Below are 22,409 nucleotides of genomic sequence, written 5' to 3'. Positions count from 1 at the left end.
CTTGCCATAACCGGCCATGCGCGGAACTGAAGCGGAGTGAAAACTGCCATGACACAAACCCTTGCCGCCGACATAGCCATCATTGCCGTCAAGCTCGGCCTGGTCTTCTTCGTTATCCTCACCCTGGCCGCGTACCTGGTCTATGCCGAACGGCGCATCCTCGCCTGGATTCAGGACCGGAAGGGGCCGAACCGGGTCGGGCCGCTGGGGCTCCTCCAGCCGCTGGCCGACCTGATCAAGATGCTTGCCAAGGAGGACGTCCGGCCGGCGGGTGCCGATAAGTGGCTCTTCTACCTGGCCCCCGCCATGGCGGCCATTCCGGCCATCCTCATCTTCGCCGTCATCCCCTTCGGGGCTCCCCTCCATCTTCTGGAGCGGGAGATACCAATGGTGGTGAGCGACCTGAACGTGGGGCTCCTCTTCTTCATGGCGCTCTCCTCCATCGCCGTCTACGGCGTGGCTATCGGCGGCTGGGCCTCCAACTCCAAGTATGCCCTCCTCGGTTCCATCCGCGGCCTGGCCCAGCTTATCTCCTACGAGCTCTCCATGGGGCTCTCCCTCGTGCCGGTGGTGATGCTCGCCCGCTCCTTCCGCCTCACCGACATCGTCAACGCCCAGGCCGGAGGCTGGTTCATCCTCTATCAGCCGGTTGCCTTCGTCATTTTCCTCGTCAGCATCGCCGCCGAGTGCAAGCGGGTCCCCTTCGACATCCCGGAAGCGGAGGGGGAACTGGTGGCCGGCTTCCATACCGAGTATTCGGGGATGCGCTTCGGCCTCTTTTTCGTCGGCGAGTACATCAACATCATCGTGTTGGGGGGGCTGGCGACAACCCTCTTTCTCGGCGGCTGGCACGGCCCCGTTCTCCCCCCCGTCGCCTGGTTTTCCCTGAAAGTACTCGCTTTCGCCTTCTTCTTCATCTGGATGCGCGGTACCCTGCCCCGGCTGAGATACGACCAATTAATGCATTTTGGTTGGAAAGTGTTGACGCCCCTGGCATTGCTCAATATACTTGTTACCGGCTGGTGGCTGATGCTCCGTTGAACCGGTTTACCCATCTTGTGCTGAAGATGTCACCATAAGAAGGAGGGGGCTATGACAGAGATCGCAACGGGCAGCATGAACAGAAAGGGGGACAGTGCTATGCAGAACGTCAATGTGGTCAACAAGAACGGACACACACCTCTGATGGATGCGGCAAAGGAAGGAGACGTGGACGCTGTCAAGGACCTGCTCCACCGCGGGGCCGAGGTGGACGCGAAGAGTTCCAAAGGAAAGACGGCCCTCCACTACGCAGCGGCCAACGGCAAGGTGGAGGTGGTGAACCTCCTCATGGCCAGCGGCGCCGACCTGAACGCCCGTGACCGGGACTGGCATACCCCCCTGATGCTTGCCGCGATTTACGGATGCAACCATACTGTCCAGGCCCTCGTCAACAACGGGGCCGATGTCAACGCCAAGACTCTGGCAGGTACCACCGCCATGACCTATGCCGAAAACAACGATCACCCCCTTGCCCTTGCCCTCTTGAAGAAAGCACAACGGGCGAAAGAAGCAACCGCATAATAGCGCAACATGTTCCGGAAAGGGGCGGGCATCCCGCCCCTTTTTGCGTCAAGCACGGAGCGTCCCCCATGCCTCTCCTCACCGACATCAAAGCTCTCGGCACCGGCTTCTGGACCACCTGGAAGCACATCTTCCGTCGTCCCGTCACGATCCAGTATCCCGAAGAAAAACGGACCCCTTTTCCCCGCTACCGTGCCCGCATCGTGCTGACCCGCGATCCGGACGGGGGGGAGCGCTGCGTCGCCTGCTACCTCTGCTCCGCCGCCTGTCCCGTGGACTGCATCTCCATGCAGGCCGTCGAGGGAGAAAACGGACGCCGCTATGCCGCCTGGTTCCGGATCAATTTTTCCCGCTGCATCTTCTGCGGTCTCTGCGCCGAGGCCTGCCCCACCATGGCGATCCAGATGACACCCGACTACGAGATCTGCACACGGGACATCATGGAGTTGGTCTACGAGAAGGAAGACCTCCTTATCGACAGCTGCGGCAAGGATTCCGCGTATAATTTCTACCGGCATGCCGGTATCGGCGTGGTGAACCCGCGGGGGGGAAATCCCGGCGAGGAGCCAACCGTGGATGTGAAAAGTTTACTGCCGTAAAACTTCCGGCACTCGGCGCTGGGCTCTGGGCATCAGGGTGTCAACCTATTGCCTAGAGCCTAGTACCTAGTCCCCAGGAGCTTCATGGAAGCGACCCTCTTCTACATACTGGCCGCCGTGGCGGTCATCGCCACCCTCTTCGCCATCACGGAGAAGCATGCGGTGCATGCCATCGTCTACCTGGTCACCTCCTTCTTCGCCCTGGCGGTGGTCTTCTACCTGCTGGGCGCGCCGCTGGTGGCGGTGTTCGAGGTGATCATCTACGCCGGCGCCATCATGGTGCTGTTCCTCTTCGTCATCATGATGCTCGACCTGGGGCACCCGGAAAAGGCCGCCCGTCCCGGCATGGGGGACTGGTGGCCGGCGCTCGTCCTGGGAGCGGTCATCGCCGGTGCGGTCGTCGTCCTGGCTGCAAGCCGCCCGGCGGCGATGACGGCGGGCGTTTCCGTCATCGGCGTGCGGGAATTCGGCCGCGCCCTGTTCCAGAAGTACGGCATCGCCGTGGAGATCATCTCCATGCAGCTGCTGTTTGCGCTTGTCGGAGCATTCTACCTGGGGAGGCGGAGACCCTCACCCCCAGCCCCTCTCCCTGAGGGAGAGGGTGGCCGAAGACCGGGTGAGGGGGGTGCTGCACGTGAGGAGGAGACAGTATGATCGTCCCCCTGGTCCACGTGCTCATCCTCGCAGCCGTCCTTTTCGCCCTGGGGCTCGTCTGCGTCCTGGTCTGGCGGTCGAACGTCATCATGCTCCTCATCGGCATCGAGATCATGCTCAACGCCGCCATGCTCGCTTTTGTCGGCGGTGCGGGACACTGGGGAATGGCCGATGGCCAGGTGTTCGCCCTCATGATCATGGCCATGACCTCAGCCGAGGTCTCCCTCGCCCTGGCGCTGGTGGTCTACCTGCACCGGCGGAAGAAGACGGTGAATGTGGATGAGTTCAACGAGATGAAAGGTTGAAAGCAATTTTTACCACAGAGGACACGGAGAAAAGGCATGAGGAAAACCATATTCAAAGACAAGAACCCGTTTTTGTTTTCCTTCATGAACCTCCGTGTCTTCTGTGGTTAATAGCTTTGACATGAAACTCTACCTTGCCCTCATACTTTTGCTGCCGCTTTTGGGTGGCACCATCAATGCCATTGTCGGCCGGAAGCTCCCGCGCCGCCTGACGGAGACCCTTGCCTGCGGGATGGTGTGGGGGGCGTTTGTCTGCGCGCTTCTGGCCTTTGCCGCCTACCGGGGGCCGGAGACGGTGGAGCTTGCCTCCTGGCTGGCGGCTTTCGATTTCCGGGCGCCCATCACCCTCTACCTCGACTCCCTCTCCCTGGTGATGGTGCTGATGATCACCTTCGTCTGCGGCCTGATCCACCTCTACGCCGTCGGCTACATGGCGGATGACCCGTCCTACGCCCGCTTCTTCGCCCTCCTCAACCTGTTCGTCTTTGCCATGCTCGTGCTCGTTCTGGCGGAAAATCTGCCGCTCCTCTACCTGGGGTGGGAGGGGGTCGGCTTCTGCTCCTACGCCCTCATCGGCTTCTGGTACCGGGAGGAGAAGAACGCCACCGCCGGCCGCAAGGCGTTCATCGTGACGCGGATCGGCGACACCGCCTTCGGCATCGCCATCGTCTGGTGCTTCCAGCTCTTCCAGACCGTCTCTATCAGCCAGATCAACCAGATGGGGTTCCTCATGCCGGTCGGGGTCGTCACCGCCCTGGGGCTGCTGTTTCTCGCCGGGGCCATGGGGAAATCGGCCCAGCTTCCCCTCACCGTCTGGCTCCCCGACGCCATGGCCGGCCCGACCCCGGTCTCGGCCCTGATCCACGCCGCCACCATGGTCACCGCCGGGGTCTACCTCCTCGCCCGGATGTTCCCTCTCATCGGCACATCGGCCACGGTCCAGGCGGCCATCGCCCTTACCGGCGGCCTCACCGCCTTCTACGCCGCCACCTGTGCCCTGGCCCAGCGGGACCTGAAACGGGTGCTCGCGTACTCCACCATCAGCCAGATCGGTTACATGGTGCTCGGGGTCGGCTGCGGCGCCATCACCGCCGCCACCTTCCACCTGCTGGTCCATGCATTCTTCAAGGCGCTCCTCTTCCTTGGCGCCGGCTGCGTCATCACCGCCCTCCACCACGAACAGGACATCTTCCGGATGGGGGGGCTGCGAACGACCCTGCCGCGCACCTTCTGGCCGTTCCTGGCCGGTGCTATCTGTCTTGCCGGCATTCCACTCACCGGCGGTTTCTTCAGCAAGGACGCCATCCTCCTGGCGGTGTGGGAGAAAGGGGGTGGCCTCTACGGCGGGCTCTACCTGCTGGGACTCCTCACCGCGCTCCTGACATCCATCTATACCTTCCGGATGGTCTACCTGGTTTTCGGGGGGGAAGGGGCGCATCCCCACACCCTGCCGCGGGTCATGGAGTGGATGCTCGTCCCCCTTGCCCTGCTCGGGCTTTTCGGCGGTATCCTCAACCTGCCGGAGTATCTGGGGAAGGGGTGGCTCGGGGAATTTCTGGCGACGGCCGGGGTGAAGGTTTCCCACGGCGAGGAGCTGGTTCTCCAGGGAATAGCCGCCCTTGTGGCCCTGACTGGTCTCTCCCTTGCCCGGTATCGGTACGGCGGAGCCCGGCGCGCCGAGCGGCTGGTGGAAGCCGAGGCGGAGCCGACCGGCGTGACGGCGTTCCTCCTCAACGGCTGGTATCTGGATAACCTCTACCGCATTCTCTTCATCCGCCCCTACGAGGCGCTCTCCCGCTTCCTCTGGACACGGGTGGACGAAGGGGTCATCGACGATTCCCTCGATCGGCTGGCCGACGGTCTCGGCAGGACCGGCCAGGGGCTCGGCAGCTGGACCAACGGCCGGGTGTCGCTCTACATCACGAGCTTCGCTGCCGGGCTGGCGTTGATCCTGGGGTGGCTGGCGTGGGTGGTGTGGTGATGGCATATCCTATTCTCACAATCCTCGTCTTCCTCCCCTTGGCGGGAGCATTTGCCCTGCTTCCCTTCTGGCGGCGGGACCGGTGGGCGAAGGGGTTCGCACTTTGCTGCGCCTTGGTGGAACTGGCTCTGGCGGGGTGGCTCCTGTTTGCCGCCTCGGGGATGCAGGCGGCGCAGGGAGCGCCGGCGGGGTATTTTCTCTGGGAGGATTACACCTGGATCGGGCGGTTCGGCATCAGCTACACCCTGGGGATGGACGGCATCAGCCTCCTCATGACGGTCCTCACCGCCTTCGTCACGCTGCTCGCCATGCTCGTTTCCTGGCGGGGGATCAGGGAGCGGGTGCCGCTCCACTACCTCATGCTCCTCGTCATGGAGAGCGGCATCGTGGGGGTCTTTCTTGCGCTGGACCTGTTCCTCTTCTACCTCTTCTGGGAGGTGATGCTGATCCCCATGTTCTTCCTCATCGGCATCTGGGGGCACGGCCGGCGCATCTACTCGGCGGTCAAGTTTTTCATCTACACCATGGCCGGTTCGCTCCTCATGCTGCTTGCCATTATCGGCATCTACCTCCTCCATGGTAACCAGGGAGGAAACTACACCTTCGCCCTCCATCAATTGATCGGTACCGGCATCGACCCCGGCATCTCACTCTGGCTTTTTGCCGCCTTCCTCCTCGCCTTCGCCATCAAGGTGCCCGTCTTTCCACTCCACACCTGGCTCCCCGACGCCCATACCGACGCACCCACTGCCGGGAGCGTTATTCTGGCGGGGCTGCTCCTGAAGACCGGCGCCTACGGGCTGATCCGCTTCGGCTACCCCCTCTTCCCCACGGCGGCGAAGGCGGTCACCCCGCTCCTTATCACACTGGCCGTCATCGGCATCGTCTACGGCTCCTGGGTTGCCTACGCCCAGGAGGACATGAAGCGGCTCGTCGCTTACTCCAGCGTCGGCCACATGGGGTTCGTGGCGCTCGGAATCGCCGTCTGGTCCCCCGTGGCGCTCTCCGGTGCCGTCCTCCAGATGGTGAACCACGGCATAACCACCGGCGCCCTATTCGCCCTGGTGGGGATGCTGGACGAACGGACCGATACGCGGGAGATCGCCGCCTACGGCGGGGTGTGGGGGAAGGCCCCCATGCTCGCCTTCTTCTTCCTCCTCTTCTCCATGGCGTCGGCGGGACTGCCGGGGCTCAACAATTTTGTGGGGGAATTCCTCATCCTGGCCGGGGCCTTCCGGGTCACCCCCCTGGCTGTGGTGATCGGCTTCATCGGCATTGTGCTGCCGCTCATCTACACGGTCCGCCTGGTGCAGCAGGTGTTGTTCGTCGAAGAGCGCCGTCCCCTGGCCATTCCCGACCTTACAATTCGGGAAGGGTCGGTCCTGGCGGCACTGGCACTGATAGCCATCTACCTGGGGGTCCACCCCGCGCCGCTCCTCGACCTGCTCAAGGTGCCGGTGGCATTGCTGACGGGGGTAGCTCCATGACCGTCGCTGATCTCTGGACAATTATGCCGCTTCTGCTCATCGCCTGCGGCAGCGTGCTGGTGCTCCTGCTGGGGGCTGTCGTGCCGGGGCGCTACCTGACCGGGGTGGCGGTGGCGACCTGTCTGGGCGCTGCACTCTGGGCACTGCAGGTTCCTGCTGTTGCAGCTCTCCCCCAACTGGGAGTGGCCCTGACGCCGCTCGCCCGTCTCTTCACGGTCGTCTTTGCCTTGGCCGCGTCTGTCACCCTCCTCCTCTCCCACGATTTCAACGAGCGGCGGGGCATCCGGGGGGAGGAGTACCCGGCCACCATCCTCTTCGCGCTGTTCGGCATGTCAGTGCTCGCCGCCGCCAGCACCCTCCTCACCCTCTTCCTCGGCCTGGAGGCGCTTACCTTTGCCTTCTACATCCTGGTCGCCATGGATAAAGGGAGCGACAGGGGGGCCGAGGCGGGGCTCAAGTACCTGCTGCTGGGGGCAATCTCCGCTGCATTCATCGCCTTCGGCATCGCCCTCATCTACGCCGCCACCGGCACGCTGGAAATTGTTCCGGCCATGGCAGGTGCGGCGCGGGGCATTGCCGGCGTCCCCCTGGCCCTTGCAGGGTGGGGGCTCATCCTGGCGGGGGCAGCCTTCAAGATGTCCCTCGTCCCCGCCCACCTCTGGACTCCCGACGTCTACCAGGGGGGACCGCCGCCGGTGGTCGCCTTCCTCTCCACCGGCTCCAAGGGGGCGGCCGTCCTCTTTCTTATCACTTTACTCCGCCCGGCTGGCCTTATCCCGGCCCTCCATGGTCCGCTCTGGTGGCTCGCCCTTTTGTCCATGACGGTGGGGAACCTGGCGGCGCTCCGCCAGCAGAGCATCAAGCGGCTCCTGGCCTATTCCTCCATCGCCCAGATGGGATACGTCACCCTGGCGCTCCTCACCGGCAGCAGGGAGGGGTACGGGGCGGCGGCCTTCTACGTCGTGCTCTACACCGCCATGAACCTGGTCGCCTTCGGCGCCGTCGCCTCCCTGAGCGGCAGGGACGACCTGGAGACCATCGAGGAGTACCGTGGTCTCGGCTATGGGCGGCCGTTCACTGCCGGTGTTCTTGCCCTTGCCCTCTTCGCCCTGGCGGGGATTCCTCCCACTGGCGGGTTCATGGGGAAATTTTTCATCTTCGCCGCCGCCCTCCGGGGGGGTGAACCGCTGCTTGCCGTACTCGGCATCCTCACCGCCGTGGTCTCCGTCTACTTCTACCTGCGGGTGGTGGTCAATCTCTATCTCCATTCCGTCACGGCAGAGATAACCGCCAACCGGCCGACTTCCGTCGAGATCGTCCCCCTTGTCGTTGCATCCCTCGTCATCATGCTGCTTGGTATCTACCCCGGGCCGCTCATGGCGATCATCGAGGCCGCACTTTTTTGATCAATAACCCGTTTCAAATGGAGGGAGGGGGGCTCGGGAGTGAAGGGAAAAGACCGAGCGGCAGCGGACACCCGCCGGACGTATCATAGGTGAAAGTGAGCCAAAAGCAACATCACAGCCAATCAGAAAAGATCCGGTCCAGGTCCGCAGCGGAGGGCTCGACCGAACGGACGAGGCTCCTCCCTCCTTTTCCGTGGAAACATTTCCGCTATCCCAAAAGAAAAGGCGGGGATCGCTCCCCGCCTCGTGATGTTTCTCTTGTTCCTCTATGTTATGGGATAACCACGAACTCCCGCCTCGTTTTGTCCCATGTGTATCCCTTGCCGCTCCAGATCGCCTCGATGGTCTGCCAGTCGAGGCCGAGCCCCTTCATCTCCTCGGTCAGGTAGTAGGCGGGCATGATTTCGTTGTCGTCGATCCGGCCATCGCCGTTGCTGTCTGCCCAGTGCCGACCGTTGACCGTGACCTTGCCGGTGCCGCCAATGTTCTCCGTCCGGGTCGAGTCACCGCTCTGCAGCACCACCTTGCCGGCAAACGATGCCGCCGAGTCGAGGGGGGCATCCCGGGGAATCCGGACCGTGCAGGAGATGGTAGATGTATCGCTGCCGCCGGGGAGAAGCCATTTCACTTCGCCGCCCGACGGTTGCCCCGTCGCCGGCCGGGGAGAGGCGTTCACCAGCTGCCAGCCGGCGGGAAGCTGGACCCTGACGATGATCCCGCCTGTACCCGGATCCCGGTGCATCACCTTGACCTGGACCGGGATGATCTCTCCCGGTGCGCCGAAGGTGGGAAGCCAGCGGACCGCCGACGGCGCCGTTGCAATAGGGCGTGACAAAAGGAGGGTTGCCACCAGGACCGTCACTCCCAGCAGGATGAGCAGCAGCCAGTGGTGTCGGCGGATCGATGGCGGTGGAAGGGGCTCCTCGGCGGGGGGTGGCTCTTCCTCCCGGCGCAGGATCTCGTCGAGGGAAACCTCGAGGGCGGCGGCGAGTTTTTCCGCGTTGTCCCGTTTTATGGTGGGGTAGCGGTTGTTTTCCCATCGTGAAATGGTGTCGGTTGTCACCCCGACAACGTTCGCCACGTAGAGCTGAGTCAATTTTTTCGTCTCCCGGATGTTCCTGACGCTGCTTCCGTCGACGGCAACGGCCTGGAAGACGTTTTTTTCCGGCTTGTCGGTGTTTTCGTCCATGGTCAACATTTTAGCAGAAATCTGGCGGATTCCTTCATTTTTTTCATGTCTGCATGTCCGGCCGGAACCCGACATCGGGTGGCAAATAACCCGATGTCGGTGGCGGGAACGGGAAAAGCATGGTATTTTTTATCCCAACGGATGGCTCATCCAAACATTTTAAACAGGAAAGGAAGCAATCATGAAACGAATCATCGCAGCAGCAGCACTCACCCTGTTCAGTGCCGGCCTGGCCCTCGCCGCCGACACCATCACCCTGCCGGCCAAAAACGGCAACATCACCTTCCCCCACAAGAAACACCAGGAAGTCCTCAAGGACTGCAAGGCCTGTCACGAAAAGGGGCCGGGAAAGATCGAGGGATTCAGCAAGGACACTGCCCACAAGCTTTGCAAGGGTTGTCATGAGACGAAGAAGCAGGGGCCGACGAAGTGCGGGGAATGCCACAAAAAATAATCTGAAACGGCCCTTTTCCCCCCTCTCTGCGTCAATCGGCGCAATTGCTTGTGCGGCGTACTGATGTACGCCTCCGCGCAATCGCTTGATTTCCTTGACAGGACGAAAAATTGCTCGTTTCAGGAAGTGGCTGAATGCTGAGGAAGGGGTGGTCGATGGACCACCCCTTTTCTGTTGCGACGGGGGGGCAAAGATAGTATCTTCATCCCCTCATGAAGCGCTATTTTTCCGATAATGCCATCCTTCAGCTCCGGGAGGCGATTGACGACGCCGGCGGGAACGAGGTCTTCTTCCTCGGCCGGACCGATGAGGCCCGGCAGGTGATCGAGGTGGAACCGCTTGCCCGGGGTAACCGGGATGCCGTGGCCGCCATCATGATCGCCACCTCCTTCGGCGACGTGGTCATCCACAACCATCCCACCGGGCAGCTCACCCCCTCCCAGGCCGATCTGGAGATCGCCTCCATCCTGGGTAACCAGGGGGTCGGGTTCTACATCATCGACAACCGGGCCGAACGCTGCTATCAGGCGGTGGCCCCCTTTGCCCGCAAGGCGGTGGAGCATCTCGCCTTTCCTGAGGTGGAGCGGTTCTATGCCCCTGACGGACCCCTTGCTGCCGGCCTCCCCGGTTACGAATACCGGGAAGAGCAGACCCGGATGGCCTTTGCGGTTGCCGAAGCCTTCAACAGGGAGAAGGTGGCGGTAATCGAGGCGGGGACCGGCACCGGCAAATCCCTCGCCTATCTCCTCCCCGCCGCTCTCTGGGCAACCCGCAACAAGGAGCGGGTGGTCATCTCCACCAATACGATCAACCTTCAGGAACAGCTCACCCGCAAGGACATTCCCTTTCTCCAGAGCCACGGCGGCCTGGAGTTCAAAGCCGTCCTCGTCAAGGGGCGAAGTAACTACCTCTGTCTCCGGAAACTGGCGACGGTCAAGAGCGAGCCGGCCCTCTTCAAGGACGAGGCGGCCGAGGAACTGGATGCTCTCCTGGCCTGGAGCGAGGTGACCCGGGACGGCTGCCGGAGCGACCTTACCTTCATCCCCCGGGATGAGACCTGGGAGGAGCTCTGCTGCGAGGCGGACCAGTGCGGCCGGGTCAAATGCCCCCACTATGCCCGCTGTTTCTTCTATACAGCCCGTCGGGCGGCCTCCAGCGCCGACCTCCTCGTGGTCAACCATTCCCTCCTCATGGCCGACGTGGCGGTGCGCCAGGAGATCGGCTATTCCTCCACGGCCATCCTCCCTCCCTTCGAACGGCTCATCGTCGATGAAGGGCACCACCTGGAGGATGTGGCGACGAGTTATCTCTCGAACCAGGTAACCCGTCATGGGCTCGTGAAGCTGTTCGGCAAGCTTCAGCATCCCCGCAAGCCACAGCGCGGGCTTCTTCCCCAGCTTTCCCTGCAACTCTCCCGGGAAATCCCGGAGGCGCTGGACGACCTCTACATGGAGATCGCCGCCATTCTGGAAAGCCGCCTCATCCCCCGTCGCACCACCCTGGTGGAGCGGGCATCCGGTACCCTGGACGCCATCGGCCTCGCCCTCCTCACGCACCTGAAACGGACCGGCGACAAGGTCGGTGAACAGAAGCTCCGGATCACCCCGTCACTCTACGCCACCCCCTTCTGGCAGGAGACGGAAGACCGGGTCCGGGAACTGGCCCGGGAGTTGGCCGACTACACGGCGGTCCTGCGGGGATTCCTCAAGGCATGCGGGAAGCTCCCGGACAAGGCAGCGGACAAGCTCGCGGGGAGTCTCATCGACCTGAAAGGGGTAACGGGGCGACTGGAAGGGGTGGTGGAGCAGCTCCTTTTTTTCGCGGGGCGGGAGGAGGGGGTCTGCCGCTGGTTCGAGGTGAGCCGTGGGCAGCGGGGGATGATGGTGCGTCTCTGTTCCTCCCCCCTGGAGGTGGCCGAGTCCCTTAAAAAGGTGGTGCTGGACAAATTCCGGACGGTGGTTGTGACCTCCGCCACCCTGGCGGTGGGGGAGAAGTTCGACTACCTGGAGCGACGCACCGGCATCAACCTCCTTCCCCGGGAGCGGGTCACGGAACTGCTCCTGGCCTCTCCCTTCGATTACGGGCGCCAGGCCTTCGTCGGTATCCCCGCCGACCTGCCGGAGCCGACTTCTCCCGCCTTCGAAGCGGCCCTGGGTGAGGTCCTGCTGGAGGCGCTGACCGTATCCCAGGGGCGTGCCTTCGTTCTTTTTACCTCCTACGACCTGCTGAGCCGGGTTCATGGAAGGCTGTTCAAGCCCCTTGCGGCCCGGGGGTTGACACCGCTCCGGCAGGGGGAGCTCAACCGGCATCTTCTCCTCTCCCGCTTCAAAAAGGAGAAGAACGCGGTGCTGTTCGGTACCGATTCATTCTGGGAGGGGGTGGACGTGCAGGGGAGGGCGCTGGAGCTGGTGGTGATCACCCGGCTCCCCTTCCGGGTCCCGACCGAGCCGATCCTGGAGGCGCGTGCCGAACATATCACCCGGACGGGGGGGGACCCGTTCATCGAGTACACGGTCCCCCAGGCGGTTATCAAGTTCAAGCAGGGTTTCGGGCGGCTCATCCGGAGCCGGGACGATCGGGGGGCGGTGCTGATCCTGGACAGCCGGGTGCTCTCCAAGAATTACGGACGCTACTTCCTCCAGGCACTCGCCGGGGTGGAACCGGCCAGGGAGAAACGGGATGAGGTGCTGGCCCGCATGGCGGCGTTTTTCACCCCTTCTCCCGCATCAGGCGCTTAGCGGCGAAGTTGTAGCACTGGAAGTAGGAAAGGATCGTCAGGATGAACGAGAAGTAGATGATGCTCAGGATGAACAGGTCCTGGGGCGCCTTCAATATGAAGGTGATGAAGAAGATGAAGATGGCGGTCTTGATGCTGTCGCCGATGATCCGCTTGCTCCGGAGACCCTTCTGCTCCTCCACGGAAAGGCCGATGGCGCAGGAATCCACCTCCCGCTCGGCATCGCGGGCGGCAAGCTTGTTGAGAGGGTAGAACAGGGCAAGCTGGATGATCAGGGTAACGACGACGCTGTGGAGGAAACGCTGGGGACGCCCTTCAGTCTGCAGGCCGGTCTGGAAATTCATCGCCATGTAGACGAGGAGAATCACGAGGAACACCTGCACCACCAGGTAAATGGTGGTCAATCGCCGCAACCGTTTAAAATCAAAGCTTTTTGCCATGGTTTCTCCAGAATTAACAAGATGTTATTTCAACTGTATGCAGGGCATACCATAACAAATCAAATAGCGTTTTACAAGCAAAGAATGCAGCTTCCTCCGCAACGGCTTCAAAGAAAGGTCGAGCTCCCCTGGAACCCTGGAAGCTGCCGTTTCATCTCGTTTTATCAATTTGGTGCACGAAAAAAGGGGCGGTCTTTCGACCACCCCTTCATCGAGATGTGTGACGAAGCCATCATTATTTCTTGTGGCATTCACCGCACTTCACAGGTCCCTGCTTCTTCGCATCATGGCATCCCTTGCAGAGCTTGTGGGCAGCATCCTTGCCGAGGGTCAGCTTGCCGGGAGCCGCTTCACCGTGACACTCTTTGCATGCGATAGTTGCGCTGTGGGCCTTGTGGTTGAACGTGACGTCGCCATTCTTCGCCTTCATGGTCACCGTATCGGCAGCCGCAGCCATCGTTGCAGCAAAAGCGACCATCAGTACACCAGCCAGAATTCTTTTCATACCCTGCCTCCTGAGTCGATTTTTATTAAAGCCCGTGAAGTTTAGATTTGTAACGGCAATTTGTCAAGCCGTTTTCGGATTCCCGACTATTTGCGATGGCAATCCCCGCACTTGGTCGGACCCTGCTTCGTCTCATGGCAACCTTTACAGAGCTTGTGGGCCGTGGCCTTGGTGATGTCGATCCTGCCAGGTTTCCCCCCGCCATGGCAGACCTTGCATTCAAGGCGGGCATTGTGTGCAGCATGGTTGAAGGTGACATTTCCGTTTTTTGCCTGCATGACCACCGTATCGGCAGCCACCGCTGCCGTCGCGACGCATGCAATCATCACTGCACCAGCCAGAATTCTCATCATGGATCCGCCTCCGCACGGGAATTGTTAACGCAGGCTTAATGTATTCTCGTAATGAAAACTTGTCAAGCGTTTACCCTTCGCTCATGCCACGGCCCTGGCCACGGTAACCACCAGTACTTCCCCCGCGCCCGCGCCTTTCAACACCCGGGCACATTCGGCCACCGTACTCCCCGTTGTAAAGACGTCGTCCACCAGGATAATCCGCCTTCCTGCCACCCGGGCCGGAGCTGTGACGGCAAACGCCCCGCGTACATTGGCTGCTCGCTCCGCTGCAGCAAGGTTAACCTGGGGTTCGGTCCAGCGGATGCGGCGCAGGCAGGTGCGGTCGAGGGGCAGGTGCCATTGCCCGGCCACAACCTGTCCGAGCAGGATAGCCTGGTTGAACCCCCGCTGTCGAAGGCGTCGGACATGGAGCGGCACCGGCACCACCAGGTCGGCGGCAGCAGCAGCGGCCCAAGAGGCGAGGGTTTCGGCGGCAAGCAACCCGAGGGGCCGGGCAAGTTGCACCCGCCGGTCATATTTGAAGCGGTGGATCATGTCACGGACAGGGCCGTCAAACAGGGTGGCGGCCCGGGCGGCGTCAAAGCGGGGGGGAGAGAGGGAGCAGGCTCCGCAGCGGTGATCGGAGCCGCCAATGGTTCCGAAAGGGGTTCCGCAGAGGTCGCACAGGGGGGAGGAGATGGGGGATATGGCATCCCGGCAGCCGGAGCAGATGTGAAGCGGGCCGGCTGCCGGGATGAAAGAGCGGCATACGTGGCAGAGGGGTGGGAAGAGGATGTCGAGAAAAGCCCGCAGCATCCCCCGGCTCAGAGGCCCAGGTCTTCGTTTACCACCACTACCCGCACGTCGGTCAGCCGCGGCTTCCGCTCGATGACGGTGGTGACGCGGCAGATCCGGTCCGGTGAGTTGCAGTCGGAGCAGAAACCGGTCTTGGCGCAGGGGGTGTTGTAGTTGAGGCGCTTGGCGTTGGGAGGGGAGGCCCAGTCCTTCACCCGCTTGATGGCTGCGCTGACATCGCCGTCCACCAGCTTGTTCCGGCCAGCCACCACGATCACTTGGCGGGGACCGAAGAACATGGAGCCGACCCGGTTGCCGACACCGTCGATGTTGACGAGGATGCCGGAAAGGGTCACGGCGTTGCTGCCGGTGAGGAAGAGGTCGCAGGTGAGCTGGCGGCGCATGATGGCGAGCCTTTCCTCCAGGGAAAGCCCCGGAACGCCATGGATGAGAAGTTCCTTTTCCTGGCCCCTGAGCTCCTCGATCACCTGCAGGTCCACCACCGACATCGAACCGCCGAAGCCGATGGTGTTGGCTGCAGCCGCTTCCTTCAGGATATACTCCCGCGCCGCCGATGCGGTGGGAGCGTAGACGGCAGCAAAGCCGTTCTTGCCGAGGGATTCAACCGCTTTTTCGCACTTCTGCTGGTGGGTCCATGCCACCAGTTCCCGGGTCTGAGTCATGATTCGCCTCCGTTTGAAATAATTGCCGGCCAGGACGCCGGGTCCTGCCGGTAGTAACGGCCCAGTTCCTCGTAGAGATCCAGATGGTGCTCTTTGAGTCCCCGGGGGTTTTCGAAGAACGCCTCCGTCGCCACGGCAAAGAACTCCGCCGGGCTCTCGGCGCCGTAGGGGTCGAGCACGTGCGTCCTTCCCCTGCCGGCCTCTTCCTTGAACCGCCCGTATGCTGCTTCCAGGGTTCGCAGCCAGTGTTTCTCCGCGGCACGTCGTGGGAAAAATGGTGTCCCGTCGGTTATGCCGTCCTCGGCATCCAGCTGGTGGGCGAACTCGTGGAGCACCACGTTGTAGGCGCCCTCACCGTCCACCCCGGCCATCTGCACGTCTTGCCAGGAGAGTACGAGGGTTCCCTGTTCCCACGACTCGCCGCTGCGCCGGTCGGTCCCCGTTGTCACCACACCCGCCTCGTCCATTTCCTCGAAGGGGGCCAGGTACTCATCCGGATAGACGACGATGGAGGAGAGACCTGGATAGTAATCGGTCTCCCGATGAAGCAGCAGCAGGCAGGCCTGGGCAGCGATGGTCACCCGGATCCTGTCGGTCATGGCGAGTCCCCCTGCGCCTTCGAACTGCTTCTCCGCAAGGAATACCTGGATGTGCCCCTTGAGTTCCTCCCGGTCGGCGGCGGGGAGCAAGTCATAGAGGGGGACCCCATGATCCAGTATCCGTTCCCAGTCGGGGGGGAACGGCTGTCTCCGAAGGCGTTTGCGGCGTGAAGCGGTGATGAGGAGCATGGGTCACGTATCCTGGTCGGCGATGGCAGGGTGCCAGCGGCTGACGAGCCGTGTCAGTTCCCGGCCGTCCTGCTCGTTCACCAGCTGGTGAACGAAACGGGGAGATGTCTCCTCTCCCACCGGGGCGCAACGGGACATGACCCAGTCGCCGTAAAGCGCCTCCGCCCGGAAGGCAATCTCCAGCTCCGCCAGACGGAACCCCCCGTCTGCCACCTGGGGAGGGACGGTCTCCAGCGCCCACTCGGCATAGACCACGTTATTCACGTGGCGGTTCAGGTCGAGGTCGGATCTCCGCACCCGGAACGTCATCTCGCTCACCGTATCCTTCAGCCGGGGGAGCGGCCCGAAATCGTCGTCCATGACCCGCCGTGGCAGGAGGGGATAATCGGGAAGATGGTCGGCGAGACGCACCGGCTTTCGGGTCGCCAGGTCAACCACCGCCCAGGAGCTGGTAGCCAGCGCCAGCGGCGTGCCGTCGGCTCCCATCACTTCGAACTCGCGGCAGGAAAAAAGACCCTCCCTGCTGGAGGGCCAGGTCCGGATACGGACCACTGCTCCGGTCCCCGCATCACCAACCAACCGCAGATGGTAGCGGGAGAGGACCCAGGTAAGGTTGTGGCGCATGAGATCGCCAACCGCGACACCCAACTGGCGGGCATGATCCCCCGCCGCGTCCTGCAGGTAATTGAGAAGCGCCGTCGGGCGGAGCTTTCGCGCCAGGTCGACTTCGTAGGTGCGGACCCGGAACTGTTTCTCGTAGATGAGGTCGGCAGGATCGTTCATCAGAATGCGCCGCTTTTGTGGAGAAGCCGGGTCAGGGCCATGGCCAGCTGCCGGTAGCCGGTGCCATTGGGATGGATAGTGTCTGCCTTGAGGGAACGGGTTCCCAGTATGCGGGGAAGGGATTTGCCGTCGTAGGGGATGCCGAACTCACCGGCAATCTCGCCGTAGTAAGGAGGCGGGTCCATGGAAAGACCGAAGGAGGGTACCCCGACGAGGATCACGGAGACCCCCCGTTCCCGTGCCATCCGGATCATGGCGCGCAGATTGCCGGCCGTCTGCCGGCTGTCCAGGTGGCGGATGATGTCGTTCCCGCCGAGGCAGAGAATCATGAGTGCCGGCCTCTCCCGGTCGAGCACCTCGGGAAGCCTGGCCAGACCCTCGGCGGTAACCTCTCCCGGCACCCCGGCGTTCACTACCCGGAAGCCTATTTCCCGGGCCAGAACCGTCGGATAGCTTTCTTCCGGCGTGGCTCCGGTGCCGTGGGTGATGCTGTCTCCGAAGGCGAGCACCACCCCGCCTGGCGGGATGGGGGGAACCTTGGGGCGGGAAGGGCAGCCGGCCAGGAAGACCAGAACCACAAGGGCGGCAAGAATGCGCATCGTTCCCCCTAACCCCGCACCGTTCCGGCCATGACTCCGGCACCGTTGGGAAGCTCAAGGGGAATACGCCGCACATCCGCGAGGCCAGCGGCGGTCAGCATCGCCTTCAGTTCCCCCTCGGAATAGGACTGCCCATGGGGGGTCCCCACGAGCATGTTGAGGGAGAAAAGGGCGGGGAAGAGCGGAGCGGCACGGGTGTCGTCCAGGATGAATTCCTGTACCAGGAGAAGCCCCCCCGGCTCCAGGGCGGCCACGGCTCTTCCGAGCATTACCGCACATCCCTCAGGACCTTCGCCGTGGAGGATGTGGGAGAGCCAGGCGACGTCGTAGCGCCCTTCGATTTCCCGGGCGATGAAGTCACCGTCGGCAAAGGTTATCCGGTCGGACAGGCCGAAGCGGGCAATGGTTTTTTCCGCGAAGGGGCGGGTGGTGGGGAGGTCGACTACCACTGCCGTGATATCCGGGTTCTGGAGGCAGAAATGGATGGCGTAGGTGCCGGGGCCCCCACCCAGGTCGAGGAGTCGCCGGCGGCCAGTGAGATCGATGCGGGGGACGATGCGGGGGGCCATCTGCATGGCCAGGTTGAACATTCCCATCTCGAAGCTCTCCCGGGCCTCTTCGTCCGCAGCGTGGGAGACCCGCTCCCGTACCGGACCGCCGCTGGCCACTGCCTTGTCAAGGTGGGTCCAGCTTTCCATGAGGTGATGGTGGTGCATGACGATATGGCCCAGGTAGGCGGGGGAGGATTTCGTCAGGTACTCGGCGGTGAAGGGGGTGGCGGCGTAGCTTTCCCCCCGCTTTTCGACGAGCCCCATGGCCGCCAGGGCGTTCAGGAGCATGGCAACCCCCCGGGGGTCGAGCTGCAGGCGGGAGGCCAGCATTGGCGCTGTTGCCTCTCCCTCGGCCAGGGGGGTGAAAATATTCAGCTTCACCCCGGCGTGAAGGGTGCAGATCTCCCAGTACCCCCCCGCGAACTGCAACAGGTCAGGAACGGTCCAGGTCTTGTTTCCCATGGCATTCTCCTTGTGTCGTCTGCTCCAGCGGGGTATTGGAACGCCGCTGTCCGATCAGAACGGATAGCCGAGCCCGACGAAGACCGCCGGCCCGTCATTGCCCCATCCCACATCGACCCGGCCGATGAGGTTGGGGCGGACAACCGCCCGGACACCGAGGCCGGGATTGAATTCGAAACTGCCGGATTTGAATTCGGCGAGTGACTTCATGACCGACCCAAGGTCGACGAACGGGGCCATTTCCCAGTCGGCGGTGACGCCGAAGACCTCCCAGCGGAACAGGCGAATTCTTTCCTCCAGGTTGAGGAGAAAGTAGCTGTTGTCGATGAAGCGGTTGCGGCCGTACCCCCGCAGGGTGGTCTCCCCTCCCAGGATACTCCGCTCCAGGAAGGGGACGCTGGAACCGAGGGTCTGGTTGTAGGCGAGGCGGAAGGCGGTGACGTAGCGGGCGTCATCGAGGGGGACAAACCCCTTGGTCTCCACCTCGTAGTGGCGATAGTCGGCAGTGCTGCCGAGGACTTTCAGGCTGTTTTCTACCGAAACTTTTGCGTAGCCGCCGAAGGTCGGCATGTGGGGGGAGTTGAGGGTGCTGTAGACAAAAGCGAGCCTCTGGGCATGGGCGGTAAAGCCGTCGATGCCGGGTACATCGTTGGGGGTGTAACGGTCGCGGATGAAGGGGAGGGAAGGGATTGCCCCCCGCATGACATTGACCCCCTTGAGGCGCTCACCGAAAACCAGCTGGTAGAATTTGCCGATTTTGTATCCGGCGCTCACGTTGAACCCGAACTCCTGGTCGGCGTAATTGGTTTCCCCCTCTTTGGGGCTGCTGGACTGGAAGCCGAAGAAACGGGCGGAACCGTCGGTTGAGTAGAAGGCGAAGCCGTTCAGTTCCAGTTTGTTGTTGAAAAAGGTGGTGTCGCGGAACCGTACCTCCACGTCGTCGTTGACCTTGGTCGATTTGGAGAGGTTGAATTCCCAGAACAGTTCCGGGGTCGGATAGAACGCTCCGTAGAGGGTGGCGGTGGTGCCGAAGTTGGGGTTGTAGTTTACCTGGGGGGCCAGGAGGGTATTTATTTCGTCCTGCTTGTCGTGAATGAGAAATGCGGTCAGGGCGCCGGAGGTGACCCCCTCGTTGGGACTCGAAGCGATAATCGGCAGGGGAATGCTGACGACCTTAACCGGGTCGCCGGATTCCCGGTTGCTCAGAGGGTAGGGGATATCCTTGCGGGGAACCATGCTGGTGCAGGCCGAGAGGCCCGCGAGCAGCACGCACAGGGTTATACGCATCGCGAAGTTACAGCACATTCAGCCATCTCTCGAATATCACGGGGTAAAAAGCGAAGGAAGGATACCCCTTTTCCCCTTTCAGTTCAACCAAAACCTGACGGTGCCTATCCCCAGACCAGGAGCCCCGGTTCGTAGACAGATCCGAATGTGGGGTGTTTCGGCATGACCCGGACCAGGAACCCGTGGCGACCGCAAAACCGGCACTCCATCTCGCCGCTTAACCGGTAATTGCCGTGCCCGAGGGGGGTAACCGTTTCCAGGGGGATGAGTTCGCCGCCGACGATGGCGCCGCGGGAATCGAGGACGCCGAAGTAGGCATCAACGGACATCTCTTCGATGGGAATTTCGCCGCAGCTGATGGTGGTGCTGACCGGAATGCGGTCGCCGACGCTCACCTCCTGTGTCCCGTCCGCTTCGACTTCGTTGATCTTTACCTGGTGCCAGTGCCGGTGCACTTTCTCCTTCCAGGCCGCCAGGTCGATGGAGAGGGCAAATTCGCCGTTTTCAAGAAGCTGGGACTGCCTTCTGGCGGGCAGATAGAAACGCTCGGTGTACTCGCATACCATGCGGTCGGTGGAGAATATCGGACAGAGGGTTTGCAGGGATGCCTTCATGCAGGCGGTCCAGCCCCGAGGGATGCCATCCACCCCCCGATCGTAAAAGAGGGGCACGATCTCCTTTTCCAGGAGGTCATACATGGCCCTGCTTTCCACTTCGTTCTGGTACTCGATGTCGTCGTAGACCTCGCCACTGCCGATGGCCCAGCCGTTGTTCCCCTTGTATCCTTCGCACCACCAGCCGTCGAGGATGCTCATGTTGAGTCCGCCGTTGAAGGCAACCTTCATGCCGCTCGTGCCACTTGCTTCCATGGGACGGCGGGGAGTATTGAGCCACACGTCGACCCCTTGCACCAGATGGCGTGCCACCGCCATGTCGTAGTCCTCGATGAAGACGATGCGGTGCCGGAACCTTTCCTGGTGGGAAAGCTGGATAATTTCGCGGATGAGTTCCTTCCCCTGGTGGTCAGCCGGGTGGGCCTTGCCGGCGAAGATGATCTGTACCGGACGGGTCGGATCGTTGAGTAGCCGCTCCAGCCGGTCCAGGTCCCGCAGCAGCAGGGTGCCGCGCTTGTAGGTGGCAAAGCGGCGCGCAAAGCCGATGGTGAGGATGTCCGGGTCGAACACCTCGTCCGCCACGACAATCTCCTTGGCCGTAGCCCCCACCTTGGTGAGTTGCTCCTTGAGCCGCCGACGGGAGAAATCCACCAGCTTTTCGCGGCAGCGATTGTGGGTCCGCCACAGCTCGGCATCGGGGATGCGGTTCACCTTGCGCCACAGGTTGTGGTCGGTGGAGTCTTCGAGCCAGCGGGTCCCCAGATAACGGATGAGAAGCCCGGCCTTTTCCGTTGCCAGCCAGGTTTTCATGTGGACGCCGTTGGTAACGGAGGTGAGGGGGAGCTGCTCCTCGGGGAGTTCGGGCCAGATGTTTTTCCACATCTTGCGTGAAACGTCGCCATGGAGTTCGCTCACCCCGTTGCTGAAGTCGGCCAGCTTGAGGGCCAGTACCGCCATGCAGAAGTTTTCATAGGGATTCTTGGGGTTCTGCCGGCCCAGGCCGAGAAATTCGTCGCGGGAAAGTCCCATGCTCCGGTAATAGCGACCCAGGTACTTTTCCAGCAGGTCGGCCGGGAAGTGGTCGATTCCCGCTTCTACCGGCGTATGGGTGGTAAATACGTTGCCCGCCTTGACCGCTTCCCGCGCTTCGCTGAATTTGAGCTTCAGTCCTTCCATGATGAGCCGGATCCGCTCCAGGGCGAGGAACGCGGCGTGTCCTTCGTTCATGTGGCAGACCTGGGGGTCGATGCCGAGGGCGCGCAATGCCCGTACCCCGCCGATGCCAAGGAGTATTTCCTGGCGGATGCGCATGTCCTGGTCGCCGCCGTAGAGGCGGGTGGTGATTTCCCGGTCTTCCGGCGCGTTTTCGTCCAGATTGGTATCGAGAAGGTAGAGGGGGACCCGGCCGACCTGGACTCGCCAGATGTGAACCCGGACCCGCCGTCCCGCCAGATCCAGGTCGAAGCTGACGGGATTCCCCTCTTTGTCCCTTTCCTGGTGGAGGGGGAGGTTGTAGAAGTCGTTCTCCGGATAATATTCCTGCTGCCACCCCTCGATGTTCAGGTATTGACGGAAATACCCCTGCCGGTAGAGAAGCCCGACGCCGCAGAGGGGAATCCCCAGGTCGCTGGCCGATTTCAGATGGTCGCCTGCCAGGATGCCGAGACCGCCGGAGTAAATGGGGAGAGATTCGTGGATACCGAATTCCATGGAAAAATAGGCGAACTGTATCCCCTTGTTCCCCTTGTTCAGCCTCTCGTACCATGTTCTGGCGGAGAGATAGTCGTTGATTTTCTCTTCAACCCTTGCCAGGTGGGACATGAATCCGTCGTCGTGCTTGAGGTTTTCCAGGGTGGCCTGCTGGAGGATGCCGAGCATTTCCACCGGGTTGTGGCGGGTCTCTTTCCAGAGTTCCTGGTCGAGGCGCTTGAAGAGCTCGATCGCCTCGGGCTCCCAGGTCCAGCAGAGGTTGTAGGCGATACGGTGGAGTGCCGCCAGTTCATCCGGCAGGGAGGGGACCACCGTGAAACGGTGGAGCATTTTGGTGAAATCCATGGAACAACTCCTTCATTATGCGAAAGTCGAAACGGGATTTGTACGGGGCCTGCAAGGACGCAGCATGCCCTGTCTCTGCACATTGCCGGGGTAACGGTGCCATGGGTTACCGCTCTTCCATGATACCAGATGGGGCA

The 22,409-nt window shown here is 62.2% G+C and carries 21 protein-coding genes and 1 pseudogene; 10 read left to right on the top strand and 12 right to left on the bottom strand.

The window, feature by feature from the left end:
- The first annotated feature begins 48 nt into the window (after window positions 1–48).
- The 8 genes and pseudogenes from nuoH to KI810_RS00940 all read left to right on the top strand — a co-directional run bounded on the left by nuoH (window position 49) and on the right by KI810_RS00940 (window position 7,995).
- On the top strand, window positions 49–1,041 hold the full coding sequence (gene nuoH / locus KI810_RS00975) for an NADH-quinone oxidoreductase subunit NuoH (RefSeq protein ID WP_214173618.1): 993 nt from the start codon (window positions 49–51) through the stop codon (window positions 1,039–1,041).
- A 51-nt stretch (window positions 1,042–1,092) separates the two neighbouring features.
- On the top strand, window positions 1,093–1,563 hold the full coding sequence (locus tag KI810_RS00970; protein ID WP_246525105.1) for an ankyrin repeat domain-containing protein: 471 nt from the start codon (window positions 1,093–1,095) through the stop codon (window positions 1,561–1,563).
- Window positions 1,564–1,631: 68 nt separating this feature from the next.
- Complete coding sequence (gene nuoI, locus KI810_RS00965) at window positions 1,632–2,162, top strand: NADH-quinone oxidoreductase subunit NuoI (RefSeq protein ID WP_214173617.1); 531 nt, start codon at window positions 1,632–1,634, stop codon at window positions 2,160–2,162.
- 84 nt (window positions 2,163–2,246) lie between these two features.
- Window positions 2,247–2,729, top strand: a pseudogene (locus KI810_RS00960) (NADH-quinone oxidoreductase subunit J family protein); the annotation flags it as partial.
- 83 nt (window positions 2,730–2,812) lie between these two features.
- On the top strand, window positions 2,813–3,121 hold the full coding sequence (nuoK, locus tag KI810_RS00955; RefSeq protein WP_214173615.1) for an NADH-quinone oxidoreductase subunit NuoK: 309 nt from the start codon (window positions 2,813–2,815) through the stop codon (window positions 3,119–3,121).
- Window positions 3,122–3,242: 121 nt separating this feature from the next.
- On the top strand, window positions 3,243–5,102 hold the full coding sequence (gene nuoL / locus KI810_RS00950) for an NADH-quinone oxidoreductase subunit L (RefSeq protein ID WP_214173614.1): 1,860 nt from the start codon (window positions 3,243–3,245) through the stop codon (window positions 5,100–5,102).
- The gene (locus KI810_RS00945) at window positions 5,099–6,589 is read left to right on the top strand and encodes a complex I subunit 4 family protein (RefSeq protein WP_214173613.1); all 1,491 of its coding nucleotides are present in this window, start codon (window positions 5,099–5,101) and stop codon (window positions 6,587–6,589) included. The genes nuoL and KI810_RS00945 overlap by 4 nt, the downstream gene beginning before the upstream one ends.
- On the top strand, window positions 6,586–7,995 hold the full coding sequence (locus KI810_RS00940; protein WP_214173612.1) for an NADH-quinone oxidoreductase subunit N: 1,410 nt from the start codon (window positions 6,586–6,588) through the stop codon (window positions 7,993–7,995). Before KI810_RS00945 ends, KI810_RS00940 begins: the two co-directional genes overlap by 4 nt.
- Window positions 7,996–8,266: 271 nt before the next feature.
- Here KI810_RS00940 and KI810_RS00935 read toward each other — a convergent pair whose 3' ends face one another.
- Complete coding sequence (locus tag KI810_RS00935; RefSeq protein ID WP_343213450.1) at window positions 8,267–9,184, bottom strand: helix-turn-helix domain-containing protein; 918 nt, start codon at window positions 9,182–9,184, stop codon at window positions 8,267–8,269.
- A gap of 181 nt (window positions 9,185–9,365) precedes the next feature.
- On the opposite strand from KI810_RS00935, the gene KI810_RS00930 reads away from it, so the two are divergent.
- Both KI810_RS00930 and KI810_RS00925 read left to right on the top strand, forming a co-directional pair.
- Window positions 9,366–9,638, top strand: a complete 273-nt coding sequence (locus KI810_RS00930; protein WP_214173610.1) for a cytochrome c7 — start codon at window positions 9,366–9,368, stop codon at window positions 9,636–9,638.
- Between the two features lie 212 nt (window positions 9,639–9,850).
- Window positions 9,851–12,376: a helicase C-terminal domain-containing protein gene (locus KI810_RS00925; RefSeq protein ID WP_214173609.1), complete on the top strand. Its 2,526-nt coding sequence runs from the start codon at window positions 9,851–9,853 to the stop codon at window positions 12,374–12,376.
- Here the strand turns inward: KI810_RS00925 and KI810_RS00920 are convergent.
- The 11 genes from KI810_RS00920 to KI810_RS00870 form a co-directional block, all read right to left on the bottom strand.
- On the bottom strand, window positions 12,348–12,815 hold the full coding sequence (locus tag KI810_RS00920) for a hypothetical protein (protein ID WP_214173608.1): 468 nt from the start codon (window positions 12,813–12,815) through the stop codon (window positions 12,348–12,350). The genes KI810_RS00925 and KI810_RS00920 overlap by 29 nt on opposite strands.
- Window positions 12,816–13,050: 235 nt before the next feature.
- Window positions 13,051–13,320: a cytochrome c3 family protein gene (locus tag KI810_RS00915; RefSeq protein WP_214173607.1), complete on the bottom strand. Its 270-nt coding sequence runs from the start codon at window positions 13,318–13,320 to the stop codon at window positions 13,051–13,053.
- Between the two features lie 86 nt (window positions 13,321–13,406).
- A complete protein-coding gene (locus KI810_RS00910; RefSeq protein WP_214173606.1) occupies window positions 13,407–13,673 on the bottom strand; it encodes a cytochrome c3 family protein in 267 nt (88 codons plus the stop codon).
- 81 nt (window positions 13,674–13,754) lie between these two features.
- Complete coding sequence (locus KI810_RS00905) at window positions 13,755–14,471, bottom strand: ComF family protein (RefSeq protein ID WP_214173605.1); 717 nt, start codon at window positions 14,469–14,471, stop codon at window positions 13,755–13,757.
- 8 nt (window positions 14,472–14,479) lie between these two features.
- Entirely contained in the window at window positions 14,480–15,133 is a 654-nt protein-coding gene (locus tag KI810_RS00900; protein WP_214173604.1) for a lactate utilization protein, read from the bottom strand.
- Window positions 15,130–15,921, bottom strand: coding sequence for a M90 family metallopeptidase (locus KI810_RS00895; protein ID WP_214173603.1), 792 nt, complete (start codon window positions 15,919–15,921; stop codon window positions 15,130–15,132). The genes KI810_RS00900 and KI810_RS00895 overlap by 4 nt, the downstream gene beginning before the upstream one ends.
- 3 nt (window positions 15,922–15,924) lie before the next feature.
- Window positions 15,925–16,704, bottom strand: coding sequence for an acyl-[acyl-carrier-protein] thioesterase (locus KI810_RS00890; RefSeq protein WP_214173602.1), 780 nt, complete (start codon window positions 16,702–16,704; stop codon window positions 15,925–15,927).
- Window positions 16,704–17,303 carry an arylesterase gene (locus KI810_RS00885; protein ID WP_214173601.1) on the bottom strand — a complete coding sequence of 200 codons (600 nt, stop codon included), beginning with the start codon at window positions 17,301–17,303 and terminating at the stop codon, window positions 16,704–16,706. The genes KI810_RS00890 and KI810_RS00885 overlap by 1 nt, the downstream gene beginning before the upstream one ends.
- Before the next feature lie 8 nt (window positions 17,304–17,311).
- Window positions 17,312–18,316 carry a methyltransferase gene (locus KI810_RS00880; protein WP_214173600.1) on the bottom strand — a complete coding sequence of 335 codons (1,005 nt, stop codon included), beginning with the start codon at window positions 18,314–18,316 and terminating at the stop codon, window positions 17,312–17,314.
- A gap of 54 nt (window positions 18,317–18,370) precedes the next feature.
- Window positions 18,371–19,621: a BamA/TamA family outer membrane protein gene (locus tag KI810_RS00875; protein ID WP_246525103.1), complete on the bottom strand. Its 1,251-nt coding sequence runs from the start codon at window positions 19,619–19,621 to the stop codon at window positions 18,371–18,373.
- An 86-nt stretch (window positions 19,622–19,707) separates the two neighbouring features.
- A complete protein-coding gene (locus tag KI810_RS00870; protein ID WP_214173599.1) occupies window positions 19,708–22,272 on the bottom strand; it encodes a glycosyltransferase family 1 protein in 2,565 nt (854 codons plus the stop codon).
- Window positions 22,273–22,409: the final 137 nt, after the last annotated feature.

This window comes from Geomobilimonas luticola (genome assembly GCF_018476905.1).
Classification (GTDB): domain Bacteria; phylum Desulfobacterota; class Desulfuromonadia; order Geobacterales; family Geobacteraceae; genus Geomobilimonas; species Geomobilimonas luticola.
The sequence above is the reverse complement of the archived record's forward strand: the minus strand, read 5'-3'. Positions and strand labels throughout refer to the sequence as shown.